Annotated in this window: 13 protein-coding genes; 10 read left to right on the forward strand and 3 right to left on the reverse strand. The window is 34.0% G+C overall.

The window, feature by feature from the left end:
• Positions 1 to 46 precede the first annotated feature (46 nt).
• Positions 47 to 1,285: an ornithine--oxo-acid transaminase gene (rocD, locus tag ABID46_RS08295; RefSeq protein WP_354508961.1), complete on the forward strand. Its 1,239-nt coding sequence runs from the start codon at positions 47 to 49 to the stop codon at positions 1,283 to 1,285.
• A 45-nt stretch (positions 1,286 to 1,330) separates the two neighbouring features.
• Positions 1,331 to 2,248 carry a hypothetical protein gene (locus ABID46_RS08300; RefSeq protein WP_354508963.1) on the forward strand — a complete coding sequence of 306 codons (918 nt, stop codon included), beginning with the start codon at positions 1,331 to 1,333 and terminating at the stop codon, positions 2,246 to 2,248.
• Here the strand turns inward: ABID46_RS08300 and ABID46_RS08305 are convergent.
• Positions 2,245 to 3,297, reverse strand: coding sequence for a DUF3810 domain-containing protein (locus tag ABID46_RS08305; RefSeq protein WP_354508964.1), 1,053 nt, complete (start codon positions 3,295 to 3,297; stop codon positions 2,245 to 2,247). The two genes, ABID46_RS08300 and ABID46_RS08305, sit on opposite strands and share 4 nt — an antisense overlap.
• A gap of 172 nt (positions 3,298 to 3,469) precedes the next feature.
• On the opposite strand from ABID46_RS08305, the gene ABID46_RS08310 reads away from it, so the two are divergent.
• Complete coding sequence (locus tag ABID46_RS08310) at positions 3,470 to 4,090, forward strand: hypothetical protein (protein ID WP_354508966.1); 621 nt, start codon at positions 3,470 to 3,472, stop codon at positions 4,088 to 4,090.
• A 165-nt stretch (positions 4,091 to 4,255) separates the two neighbouring features.
• Here the strand turns inward: ABID46_RS08310 and ABID46_RS08315 are convergent, their stop codons facing one another.
• Complete coding sequence (locus ABID46_RS08315) at positions 4,256 to 5,485, reverse strand: isocitrate dehydrogenase (NADP(+)) (RefSeq protein ID WP_354508968.1); 1,230 nt, start codon at positions 5,483 to 5,485, stop codon at positions 4,256 to 4,258.
• A 194-nt stretch (positions 5,486 to 5,679) separates the two neighbouring features.
• Between ABID46_RS08315 and truA the strand changes: the two genes are divergently transcribed.
• The 7 genes from truA (at position 5,680) to ABID46_RS08350 (ending at position 11,205) form a co-directional block, all read left to right on the forward strand.
• A complete protein-coding gene (gene truA / locus ABID46_RS08320; RefSeq protein WP_354508970.1) occupies positions 5,680 to 6,426 on the forward strand; it encodes a tRNA pseudouridine(38-40) synthase TruA in 747 nt (248 codons plus the stop codon).
• A complete protein-coding gene (locus ABID46_RS08325) occupies positions 6,419 to 8,170 on the forward strand; it encodes an ABC transporter ATP-binding protein (RefSeq protein WP_354508972.1) in 1,752 nt (583 codons plus the stop codon). The genes truA and ABID46_RS08325 overlap by 8 nt, the downstream gene beginning before the upstream one ends.
• 70 nt (positions 8,171 to 8,240) lie before the next feature.
• Positions 8,241 to 8,648 carry a hypothetical protein gene (locus ABID46_RS08330; protein WP_354508974.1) on the forward strand — a complete coding sequence of 136 codons (408 nt, stop codon included), beginning with the start codon at positions 8,241 to 8,243 and terminating at the stop codon, positions 8,646 to 8,648.
• 76 nt (positions 8,649 to 8,724) lie between these two features.
• Entirely contained in the window at positions 8,725 to 9,063 is a 339-nt protein-coding gene (locus tag ABID46_RS08335; RefSeq protein WP_354508976.1) for a hypothetical protein, read from the forward strand.
• Positions 9,064 to 9,178: 115 nt separating this feature from the next.
• Positions 9,179 to 9,517 (forward strand): hypothetical protein, encoded by a 339-nt coding sequence (locus ABID46_RS08340; RefSeq protein ID WP_354508978.1) that lies wholly within the window; start codon positions 9,179 to 9,181, stop codon positions 9,515 to 9,517.
• A 16-nt stretch (positions 9,518 to 9,533) separates the two neighbouring features.
• The gene (locus tag ABID46_RS08345) at positions 9,534 to 10,565 is read left to right on the forward strand and encodes a M28 family metallopeptidase (protein ID WP_354508980.1); all 1,032 of its coding nucleotides are present in this window, start codon (positions 9,534 to 9,536) and stop codon (positions 10,563 to 10,565) included.
• A gap of 16 nt (positions 10,566 to 10,581) precedes the next feature.
• Positions 10,582 to 11,205, forward strand: coding sequence for an L-threonylcarbamoyladenylate synthase (locus tag ABID46_RS08350; protein WP_354508982.1), 624 nt, complete (start codon positions 10,582 to 10,584; stop codon positions 11,203 to 11,205).
• On the opposite strand, the gene ABID46_RS08355 is transcribed toward ABID46_RS08350, so the two are convergent.
• Positions 11,198 to 11,878 (reverse strand): hypothetical protein, encoded by a 681-nt coding sequence (locus ABID46_RS08355; protein WP_354508984.1) that lies wholly within the window; start codon positions 11,876 to 11,878, stop codon positions 11,198 to 11,200. The genes ABID46_RS08350 and ABID46_RS08355 overlap by 8 nt on opposite strands.
• Between the last annotated feature and the right edge of the window lie 21 nt (positions 11,879 to 11,899).

Here is an 11,899-nt window from a genome sequence, read left to right on the forward strand (position 1 = left end):
GTTAACTATCTCAAATTTCCTAACTTTGCGCAAAATTTTGCAAACTATGGAAACGATGACATCCCAAAACCTAATAGCTTTAGAAGATCAATATGGTGCACACAATTACCATCCACTACCTGTCGTATTGGAACGTGGTGAAGGAGCATTTGTATGGGATGTTGAAGGAAAAAAATATTTTGATTTCCTTTCGGCTTATTCAGCCGTCAATCAAGGACATAGTCATCCGAGAATCATCAATGCGTTAATCAATCAAGCACAAAAATTAACTTTAACTTCTCGTGCTTTTTACAATTCTGAATTGGGTAAATACGAAGAATTCATCACCAAATTATTTGGATTTGATAAGGTACTACCCATGAATACAGGTGCTGAGGCGGTTGAAACTGCCATTAAAATTGCCCGAAAATGGGGTTACGAGAAAAAAGGAATCGCTTCTGGCGAAGCCAAAATTGTGGTTTGTAACGGGAATTTCCACGGAAGAACCACGACGATTATTTCGTTTTCCAATGATGATGATGCACGTAAAAATTTCAATCCTTATACTTCTGGATTTATTTCAGTGGATTACAATGACAGCGATGCTTTGAAAAAAGTAATCGAAGAAAACAAAGATTCAATTTGTGGATTTTTGGTAGAACCAATTCAAGGAGAAGCGGGTGTTAATGTTCCAGATGAAGGATATTTGAAAGCTTGCTATGAGATTTGTAAAGCGAACAATGTTTTATTTATTGCAGATGAAATTCAAACGGGAATTGCACGTACTGGAAAAATGTTGGCTATCGATCACGAAGGAATTCAAGCAGATATGCTAATTTTAGGAAAGGCCTTATCCGGTGGAGCTTATCCGGTTTCAGCTGTGTTAGCCAATGACTACATAATGAATGTAATTAAACCTGGTCAACACGGTTCAACTTATGGAGGAAATCCTTTAGCTTGTGCAGTTGCCTTGGAAGCAATGAATGTGGTAATCGATGAAGATTTAGCTAAAAAGGCTGAAAATTTGGGTAAAATTTTCCGTGCAGAAATTGAAAAAATGATACCTGAATTTGATTTTCTTCAATCCGTACGTGGAAAAGGATTATTAAACGCGATTTTGATCAATGATTCACCAGAAAGTTCGACTGCATGGGATTTATGTGTTGCACTGATGCAGAATGGCTTATTGGCAAAACCTACCCATGGTAATATCATACGTTTTGCACCACCTTTGGTGATCAATGAGAAGGAATTAAATGATGCGCTAGAAGTTTTACGCTCAACCTTTAGCGAATTTAAAAAATAATGAATATTTTTACAGACAAGAATAAACCGAAACCATTCAAAATTTATGAAAAAATTATTTTTAACTGCTTCTTTACTGTTGAGCCTAAATGCTCTAACGTATTCGCAAGAGCTTAAGACTGTTCAGATTGACAATATGAAAATAGCTAGTGAATCTTTTTCATTATCTGACAATTGGGTTACACATATAGAAAACAATTCTGTCTTAATATACAATGGAAGAATTGAAAATAACACATCTGATGATGTGAAAAATTTAACTCTTTCCTATTATTTGTTGGACCAAGATGCTAATCCAGATAATGGTCAATTTAGCGGGTATTTGGTTAGTTCTATTCTCTTGTCAAAAATTGCCAAAAATTCAAACATGGTTGGCGTGAACATCCGCAAATCAATTGATGAGGTTCCACCTGTAGGAAAATACAAATCCTTATTGTTATTAACGGACAGAAGAGATAATGTGTTGGCCTATAAGGTAACAAGAAGTATCGTAGAGTCGACAAATGGAACTTTGGCTATCTTCAAAGAACAGCCTCAAACTCATACCGTAAAAGCTCCAAATTTACATCCGAAAGTAATGATTGACTTAAAAGAAGACAATGCCATTGCTTTTGAAAAGGATTGGAAAGTGGACATTGATTTCAAAAATTTCATGGTAAACATCAATGGTGGTGACATTACCAATAACACAACCACTGATTTTGAAAATGTAATTTTAGATGTTTACTTGACAAAAGAAGATCAAACAACTATTACCAAAACTTTTGAAGGAGTACACATCGCATCTGCTAATATCAATAAAATTGATGCAAACAAGAAATTTGTTGATACAGCTGTAAAAACCAATATGTTTACAATCCCTGAATCAGGTACGTACCATATTTTGCTAACGGTTTCTTCCAACGATGCTAACGGTAAAGCAGTTCGTAACAAACGTGCTTTTACATCAACTATTAAATTTTAATTTGACGAATATTTTCGGTTGAAACCAACCAATAATTCAACAAATTTACCATAAGACTCGAGGCCTTCTTGATTATTTAATCTCAAGAAGGCTTCGTTCATTAAGGAAAATGCGTCTTCTGCAGATCCACCATATTGTGCATTGATATCCAATTCATTTTGACGATCTCGCTTCATGCCATCTGTATACAAAACTTCTACATAATATTTCACATACAAAGGATCAACCCATAAAATTCGATTGAGCAAACTTCTCATAGCCTTAAAATTGGCAGCATATTGCAAATCGGGATGATTAGATTCATTTGCCAAAACAAATCCGATGAAATTTGCTTCGCTTTCAGAAGCATATCCCCACTGGTGTGCCGTTTCATGGCATTTGGTAAAAAGCAATTTGGAATCTGGCATTTTGACATTGTATTGGGCTTCATTGGTAAAAGGATTAAAATAGCCTAAAACTCCCAAATAACTAAATCCTTCACTATATAGAGAAGATTTTAAATTGGCAGGATTTGGGTTTCGCATGAACAATTCTGGGTATTGTGATTGAATTTTCAGTGCTGATTGATTCAGTTCTTCACGTAAAGATTGAATAGATAGACTCATTTTGAAATTTCCATTTTCATCTTCTGAAACAATTTTGCGATAATAAGCAGCCTTAACAAAGTACTGATGAGCCATTCCTTTTAGTTCTTCAACTGAATCAACTTCTACATTATAATTCTCTTTTAAAGGAGTTTTGTAATAATTAAATCCCCAAATTAGATGAAAATACAAATAAAACCCAGCTAGGAAATATAGAATTTTTACAATCGAATTTTTTAATTCTGAATAATTCCTTTTTAATACATAATATATAATTCGACCTAAAAATAAAATTCCCAAAATTATTAGCATTGAGTAAATCAAATCACCAATGGAAATTGAAAAAAGACTTGTAATAGAATAGAAAATATTGGCAAAAAAGGAATGAATTTTTGGGAAAACTAAATCAGGAAATCGGGTAAATCCTAAAATTCTAACCAATAAAATCGCGAAAATTAAAACCATAAAAGGTTTTTTAATAAATTTTAATCTTCTGAAAAAACCTTTATTTATCATAGTTTCAATAAGTTTGATCATCTTCAATTTAGATTAATTTAGAGGATTTAACAGCTCTTTAACTTCTATTGGCGTAATAATTGGAATTTTAAAAGTGAATGTAAATTTAAAATTTAAAATTATGAAACGATTATTTTTAACCGCCATTCTTGGAATATCTTTTGTTGCATTTGGACAAGATAAACCATTATCCCCAGAAAAAGTAAAACAAGAAAATAGAGCCACCGCAAAAGAAGAAGTAAAAGTAGCTGCTGAAAAATCTGAAGCTGAAATTGCTTTAGAGCAAGGAAAAGAATTGAATGTAAGAACAGCTTCTACAGCTGAAATTAGATCTATGTCATCTGCGACAGATGCGAAATTTTCTCCTGCTTTAGGAATTGAAGGAAATTGGGAATTGGGTATGAATCCAGAGCAGAAAGAAATTATTTTGACTGGAGGAACAATTTTGAACAAATCAGATGTTCCAACACAAAAACTTCGTATGATGGTTTATTTTGCTGACAAAGGATTTAGTTTGGAAAAACCAGAACTTATCGGTAATATGTATTCATTTATTGACATTGATCCGATTGAAGCAAAAGGGAATAAAGTAGAACAATCATTTATAACAACCTGGGCCATTGAGAATATGCAGCCCGGAACTTACTACCCTTATATAATTTTAGGAGAATTTAATCCACAGACAAATCAATTTGATTTGAGAGATGTAAAAGTATTTGACAATACAATTACCATCCCTTAGGATTCTTCTAAAAATAGAAGAAGGAGTCTCACAAGACCCATTAACCCTTTGAGGTTTTCATATTTGAAACGAATTCCTTTTCCGGGGTCGAATATTTTAAAGAAAAAAGGCTGTTTTCACGAGTTGTGATACAGCCTCTTTTTTTATGTTTTAATCTTTCGATTATTATTTAGCTAATTTCGCTTTCAAAGCTTCATCCAAAGCATTCAAGAAATCTTGCGTGTTCAAATAGTTATCAGAAGTCATATTGTCTCCATAAACCAACATCGCCAAATCTTTGGTCATTTTTCCGCTTTCAACCGTTTCAATACAAACTTGTTCCAACGTATTAGCGAAATCAATCAATGCTTGGTTATCATCTAATTTTCCTCTGTGTTGTAAACCACGAGTCCAAGCAAAAATAGAGGCAATTGGGTTGGTTGATGTTTCTTTTCCTTGTTGATGTTGACGGTAGTGACGAGTTACAGTTCCATGTGCAGCCTCTGCCTCTACAGTTTTTCCGTCTGGAGTAACCAAAACAGAAGTCATCAATCCTAAAGATCCGAATCCTTGCGCAACTGTATCAGACTGAACGTCTCCATCATAGTTTTTACAAGCCCAAACAAAACCTCCGTTCCATTTCATAGCTGATGCTACCATGTCATCAATCAAACGGTGTTCGTAAGTAATTCCTAATTTTTCGAATTCTGTTTTATAGTGTTGTTCGTAAACTTCTTGGAAAATATCTTTGAAACGTCCATCATATGCTTTCAAAATGGTATTTTTTGTAGACAAATACAAAGGCCATTTTTTAGTCAAAGCCATTTGAAAAGAAGAATGTGCAAATCCATAGATAGATTCATCAGTATTGTACATAGACATTGCTACACCATCACCTTTGAAATCATACACTTCCCAAACTTGAGCTTCTCCTCCATCTTCTGGAATGAAACTCATGGTTAATTTTCCTTTTCCTTTGATTACTTTATCAGTCGCTTTGTACTGATCCCCAAAAGCATGACGACCAATAACGATTGGTTGTGTCCACCCTTGAACATAACGAGGAACGTTTGACATAATGATTGGCTCACGGAAAACAGTTCCACCTACAATGTTACGAATGGTACCATTTGGAGATTTCCACATGCTTTTCAAATTGAATTCTTTTACTCTTTCTTCATCTGGAGTAATGGTCGCACATTTGATACCAACGTTATACTTTTTAATCGCCTCAGCAGCATCAATGGTTACTTGGTCATTGGTTGCATCACGATTTTCAATACCTAAGTCGAAATATTTAATGTCAATATCCAAATAAGGTAAAATCAATTTATCTTTGATAAACTGCCAAATGATGCGAGTCATTTCGTCACCATCCAAATCCACTACTGGATTGATTACTTTAATTTTTTCCATTATGTCTAACGTATTTCTATATTAATTGTTAATTCAATTCACAAAAATAAGAAAATCATCGACTTGTAAAAAATCCTACTTGATGATAATTAACAGAAATGAACAAAGCTTTGCAATGCTTCAAAGATTTATCTAATTTTTTACTGAATTCAGAAAAATTCATTTTGTAATTTCGCAAAACTAAAATTTTCGTAGTGAGGTATTTTATCAAATTGTCCTACAACGGCAAGAATTATTTTGGATGGCAAAAACAACCCAAACAGATTTCGGTTCAAGAAGTGTTGGAACATGCCATGTCAACTTTGCTACGAACCAAAATCGATATCATGGGTGCAGGCCGTACGGATACTGGGGTTCATGCCAAAACCATGTTTGCACATTTTGATTTTGATGGAGAACTCAACCATGATTTCGTCCATCGCATGAATTCTTTCCTACCAAAAGACATTGTAATTTATGACGTTATCAAAATGCAAAGCGATGCCCACGCAAGATTTGATGCAACCGATCGTACCTATCATTATTTTGTTCAAATTGGAAAAGATGCATTTAATTATGATTATGCTTGGCAAATCAAAATTGAATTGGACTTAGATAAAATGAATGAAGCTGCTCAAAACCTATTGGGAACTCATGATTTTAGTAGTTTTGCCAAATTGCATACTGATGTCAAAACCCATATTTGCACCGTGAAATTTGCTGAATGGGTTCGATGTGGGAATGAATTAAAATTCACCATAACAGCAGATCGTTTCCTACGAAACATGGTACGTGCTATTGTTGGAACATTGGTAGATGTTGGAAAAGGAAAAATTAGTTTAGACAAATTTATCAAGATAATTGACCAAAAAGACCGTAGTTTTGCAAGTGGTTCTGCACCAGCCCAAGGATTGTATTTGGTGGATGTAGTTTATCCAGAAACGATTTATCTTCATGAGTGACTCAAAGTTCGATTATAGTGGATTAAAACGTGTGGTGAAAATTGGAATGAGTTATCGCGGCTTATTTATTGCCGTGGTGATTGTTGCGATTTTAAGCGCAGTTGTGTCTACCTATCGTCCTTATTTGATGAAAGACGCAATTGATCTATACATTTTAAATAAAGATGTAAATGGATTAATGAAATTCATCTTCCTTATTGCGGCAGTTTTATTTTTGGAAGTTGCTTTGAACTTTTTTGTCATTTACTACGCCAATAGCATTGCCCAAAAAGTCATCAAATTTCTTCGCGTACGTCTTTTCAATCATATCATCAAATTCAAATTGGCCTATTTTGATCGAACACCCAATGGTGTTTTGGTCACAAGATCTGTCTCTGACATCGAAACCATTGCCGAAATTTTCAACAATGGAATTTTAACCTTGATGGTTGATGCATTGCGAATGATCTTCATCATCAGTGTGATGTTCTATATGAATTGGATGGTGGCTTGTATCGTGATTGTTATTCTTCCATTAATGGTTGTGATTACCAATTTGTTTCAAAAGGCATTAAAATCGGTTTACCAAGCCGAACGAACCGTCACAGCTCAATTGAATACATTTGTTCAAGAACGATTATCGGGTATGACGATTGTGCAATTGTTCAATCGCCAAGAAAAAGAATTTGAAAAGTTTAAAGTCATCAATAAAGATTTACGAACTGCTTTTTTAAAGTCTAATTTGTATTTCGCTTTATTGTTTCCGGTTGTGGAAATTATTTCAGCTTTAGCCATCGGACTTTTGTTATGGTTTGGAGGTTTACGTACAGCTATGCATGGAGACGTTTCGGTTGGGGAAGTAATTGCCTACATTTCGTACATCACGATGTTGACAACTCCAATGCGTCAAATTGCCGATCGTTTCAATGCCATTCAAAGAGGTTTGATTGGTGCTGATCGAGTATTCAAAATCTTGGATGATGATCAACGATTACCGAACAATGGAAAAGAATTATTAACTGAGGTAAAAGGCGAAATTGAGTTTGAAAATGTGGTCTTTTCATATATTCAAGGAAGTACAGTTTTAAATGGAATTTCTTTTCATTCGAAACCTGGACAAACCATCGCCATTGTTGGAGCCACAGGAGCTGGAAAATCCACAATTGTCAATTTATTGAGCCGCTTTTATGACATAGATTCGGGAGATATCAAAATTGATGGAAAAAGTATTTATTCGATTGAATTAAGCAATTTACGAAGTCATATTGCCGTCGTTTTACAAGATGTATTTTTGTTCAATACGACGATCTATGAAAATATTATTTTGGGTAAACCCGAAATCTCATTGGAACAAGTACAAAAAGCCGCAAAGGAAATTGGCATTCATGATTTCATTATGAGCCTACCCAACGGATACCGTTCGGAAGTAAGTGAACGCGGCGCAAGTTTATCGGTCGGTCAAAGACAATTGATTTCCTTTTTGCGTGCGTATGTATACAATCCAGAAATTTTGGTTTTGGACGAAGCCACTTCATCAATTGACACCGAATCAGAAATTTTAATTCAAAACGCTACTGAAAAATTGACCAAGGGAAGAAGTTCGATTGTGATTGCCCATAGACTAGCAACCATTCAGCAAGCAGACCAAATTTTGGTAATGGATGCTGGAAAAATTGTAGAAAAAGGAACCCATCATGAATTACTGAATTTAGGTGGATACTACCAAAAATTATACGAAGTTCAGTTTCAATCCTCTGATTTTTAGATGAAATTTTTCAAAGACTTTCCGTTTTTAATGTTTATATTTGTTAAAAATAAACCCTAAAAAATAAAGAATGAAAAAGTTTTTTTTAGCTATCGCAGCAGTAGGAATCGTTTCCTTAGCTTCTTGTAAATCAGATGAGAAAAAAGTAGAAGATGCAACAAATGATGTTATTGAACAAGCTGCTGAAACAGCTGATCAAGTTGCTCAAGCTACTACAGATGTAGCAACAGCTGCAACTGACATTCCTACGTTTTCTAACCCAGATCTTCAAAAATTTGCAAATGAATATCAAGGATATTATAACCAATTAATGGAAGCTGCAAAAGTTGGTGATCAAACGAAAATCAATGAATTGCAAGCGCAAGGTCTTGAATGGTCAAAAAAAGCGTCTGAATGGATGCAAAAATCAACTACAGAAGATTCACAAAAGTGGGTTGAATGGACGAAAAAATTGCAAGACGCTGCAAATAACAATTAATACTTGTTTCGTAAAGATTTTTTATAATCCCGCTATATGCGGGATTTTCTTATTATATTCAATTCAAACTTACAAAATGAAAAATTTCTTTATTATTTTAATTATTAGTCTCACATTTCTGAATTGTTCATCGCAAAAATATACTTCACATCAAAAAAAATTAATTGATAAATACGAACTTCCAAATTTCAGCCATGCTGAAATCACAATGTTTGCGATAGAATATATTGACTATTATAATCAATTAATGGAAGCTGCAAATGCTGGTGATGCAACTAAATTGCAAGAATTAACAGCTCAAGGTGTTGAGTGGTCTAAAAAAGCGTCTGAATGGACTCAAAAAATGACTGCAGAAGATGCACAAAAATGGGTTGACTGGGCATCTAAATTGCAAGATGCTGCAACAAAAAGATAATTCTTGATTTTTCAAGATTTTTTAGTAATCCCGCTTTATGCGGGATTTTTTATTTATTCCAAGCAAGCTAAAAATCAAATCTTTTCGCTATTTTTGAGAGACTAATCCCATAAAAATGAAAAAATACTTGCTAGCCTTACTCCTACTATTTCTTTCGGTTCAATGTGCGTCCAATAAAAATTCGGAACGTGCACGAATTGAAAAAGAATACAAAATTCCAAAATTCTCCAATGATTCCGCACAAGATTTAGCCTATAATTTGGCTGTTATGATAGATGATTTGAAAAAATCCATTGAAAATGGCGAAGAAATAACAAAAAATACCATTCAGTCCAAAGTGATGAATTTTATTTCTGAAAATAAGTCAAAAGGCGAATTCATGAGTTTGGAAGATACCAAAAAAATGACCAATTGGACGATGGATTTACTCAAAGAATTTATTGATCTCGATTAATTAAAATTTCCTTTCTATGAAGCAATTTATTGGTTTCGCTCTTTTAGCAACCCTAACCCTACAATGTACATCCCAACAGAATTTCCAAAAGTCTGATTATGACAAGGCTTTACCTAAATACATCAATTCGATCACATCAGAAGAATTGAAAACGCACCTTTATATTTTTGCTTCAGATGAATTTGAAGGAAGAAACACGGGAGAGGAAGGGCAAAAAAAAGCAGCCAATTACATTCGTGACTTTTATATAAAAGAAAAAATAGCTTCACCAGAAAGTCCATTTGTAGACAATTATTTTCAATACATTCCTGCGAAAACCTATTCACGTATTCAAAAAGACACGGAAAATGTTTTAGGTTTTATCAAAGGATCTGAAAAACCAGAGGAAGTCATTGTGATTTCCGCGCATTATGATCATGTGGGTATGCACGATGGTGTGGTTTTCAATGGTGCAGATGATGATGGATCTGGGTCAGTTGCCTTATTGGAAATGGCACAAGCATTTCAATTGGCGATTAAAGATGGTTATCATCCTAAAAAGTCTATTTTATTCCTACATGTAACTGCAGAAGAAATCGGTTTGTTGGGTTCGAAATTTTATACCGATCAACAACCTGTTTTTCCATTGGAAAATACCATTGCGAATTTAAATATTGATATGATTGGACGAGTGGACGAAGCGCATAAAAATGATGAAAACTACGTATATTTAATTGGAACCGATCGTTTGAGTACAGATTTACATAAATTATCTGAAAAGGTTAACAATCAGTACATTAAAATGAATTTAGATTATACGTATAATGCAGAATCAGACCCAAATAGATTCTATTATCGTTCCGATCACTATAACTTTGCAAAACATGATATCCCTTGTATATTTTACTTCAATGGTGTTCATGAAGATTACCATCAACCAACTGATACACCCGACAAAATCAATTATGATTTACTAGCCAAAAGAACACAATTGATATTTGCAACTGCATGGGAATTGGCCAACACAGAAAAACGTCCTGTTGTAGACAAACCAACAAAAACGAAATAATTAAAAACTAGGAATCATGGCAAAAATTATCAAAGTACACCCAGAAAATCCGCATGAAAGAGCGATTGACCAAATTGTTGAAGTATTGAAAAATGGAGGATTGATTATTTATCCGTCTGATACTGTGTATGGACTTGGATGCGATATCACCAATGCCAAAGCGATGGATAAATTATGCCGCTTGAAAGGAGTTAAACCCGAAAAAGCGCAATTTTCCTTTGTTTGCAACGATTTGAGTCATCTTTCTCATTATACAAAACCGATTTCCAATACTAATTTCAAACTGTTGAAACGAGCTTTACCAGGTCCTTTCACCTTTGTATTGGAAGCTTCCAACAACTTACCTCCTACTTTTAAAAATAGAAAAACAGTAGGTATACGTGTTCCTAACCATCTAATCCCTCAAATGATTGTTGAAAAATTGGGAAATCCGATTGCTTCTACTTCCATCAAAGATGATGATGAAATTATTGAATACACAACCGATCCAGAATTGATTGCAGAAAAGTTTGACAAATTGGTCGACTTGGTTGTTGATAGCGGAATTGGAGATAATCACGCTTCTACAATTGTCGACATTTCAAACGAAGAAGTGGAAGTATTACGTGAAGGGAAGGGCGATATCAACGATTTTATTTAATTCCTAAAAAAGGATTCAAACATTCAAATTTCAACTGACCAGGAAGAATTATTTTAAGTCTTGCTCCATCCGTAGATTTCAATCGATAGGTTTGATGAATTTTCCCATCAGTCCAGAAACTGATTTCTTTCATTGTATAAAATTTCGTTGAATCTAAATGTTGGGAAAGTTCTGTTTTTAAATCTTCTGTAAGATTTGCCAAAACTTCCAATTGGTTTGATGCTGATTCTTCTAGTTTGAATTTTAATTGACGAAAAGGCTTTTTGGAATTGGCTTTCTTGTAGGAATTGTATTCAAATTCGTTTTCTCCTATTTTTATAAGTTCTGTTCTTTCAGCATGATTGTCTTTTTGATCCTTTTCCATTAATTCGGTTTCATCACAAGTTCGCGCATACATCATTTGCAAATCACCGATTGAAGTATAATGCTGAATTTTAAAATCATGATACCTTTTACTGGAATATTCACGTACTTGAGCAATGCTATCTGATTTAAATTCAAGTACATAATTAGAATTCGAGGCATTGATAAGCCTTTGTACTTCACTAATTTGATTTCCATTCTTTTGATCATTCCCTATTTTTTCAATCGTTATAAGTTGATTGAAAAAAAATGTTTGTGCATTGACAATTCCGGCAATCATCATCAATAGAATCGATACGGTCATTTTCATTTTCCATCTCATTTAGAATCT

The organism is Moheibacter stercoris (assembly GCF_040545805.1).
Taxonomy (GTDB): Bacteria; Bacteroidota; Bacteroidia; order Flavobacteriales; family Weeksellaceae; genus Moheibacter; species Moheibacter stercoris.

Excerpts from the sequence above, each read along its gene's own strand:
- rocD (WP_354508961.1), top strand. The coding sequence starts at position 47 with ATGGAAACGATGACATCCCAAAACCTAATAGCTTTAGAAGATCAATAT.
- ABID46_RS08300 (WP_354508963.1), top strand. The coding sequence starts at position 1,331 with ATGAAAAAATTATTTTTAACTGCTTCTTTACTGTTGAGCCTAAATGCT.
- ABID46_RS08305 (WP_354508964.1), bottom strand. The coding sequence starts at position 3,297 with ATGGTTTTAATTTTCGCGATTTTATTGGTTAGAATTTTAGGATTTACC.
- ABID46_RS08310 (WP_354508966.1), top strand. The coding sequence starts at position 3,470 with ATGAAACGATTATTTTTAACCGCCATTCTTGGAATATCTTTTGTTGCA.
- ABID46_RS08315 (WP_354508968.1), bottom strand. The coding sequence starts at position 5,485 with ATGGAAAAAATTAAAGTAATCAATCCAGTAGTGGATTTGGATGGTGAC.
- ABID46_RS08325 (WP_354508972.1), top strand. The coding sequence starts at position 6,419 with ATGAGTGACTCAAAGTTCGATTATAGTGGATTAAAACGTGTGGTGAAA.
- ABID46_RS08330 (WP_354508974.1), top strand. The coding sequence starts at position 8,241 with ATGAAAAAGTTTTTTTTAGCTATCGCAGCAGTAGGAATCGTTTCCTTA.
- ABID46_RS08335 (WP_354508976.1), top strand. The coding sequence starts at position 8,725 with ATGAAAAATTTCTTTATTATTTTAATTATTAGTCTCACATTTCTGAAT.
- ABID46_RS08340 (WP_354508978.1), top strand. The coding sequence starts at position 9,179 with ATGAAAAAATACTTGCTAGCCTTACTCCTACTATTTCTTTCGGTTCAA.
- ABID46_RS08345 (WP_354508980.1), top strand. The coding sequence starts at position 9,534 with ATGAAGCAATTTATTGGTTTCGCTCTTTTAGCAACCCTAACCCTACAA.
- ABID46_RS08350 (WP_354508982.1), top strand. The coding sequence starts at position 10,582 with ATGGCAAAAATTATCAAAGTACACCCAGAAAATCCGCATGAAAGAGCG.
- ABID46_RS08355 (WP_354508984.1), bottom strand. The coding sequence starts at position 11,878 with ATGAAAATGACCGTATCGATTCTATTGATGATGATTGCCGGAATTGTC.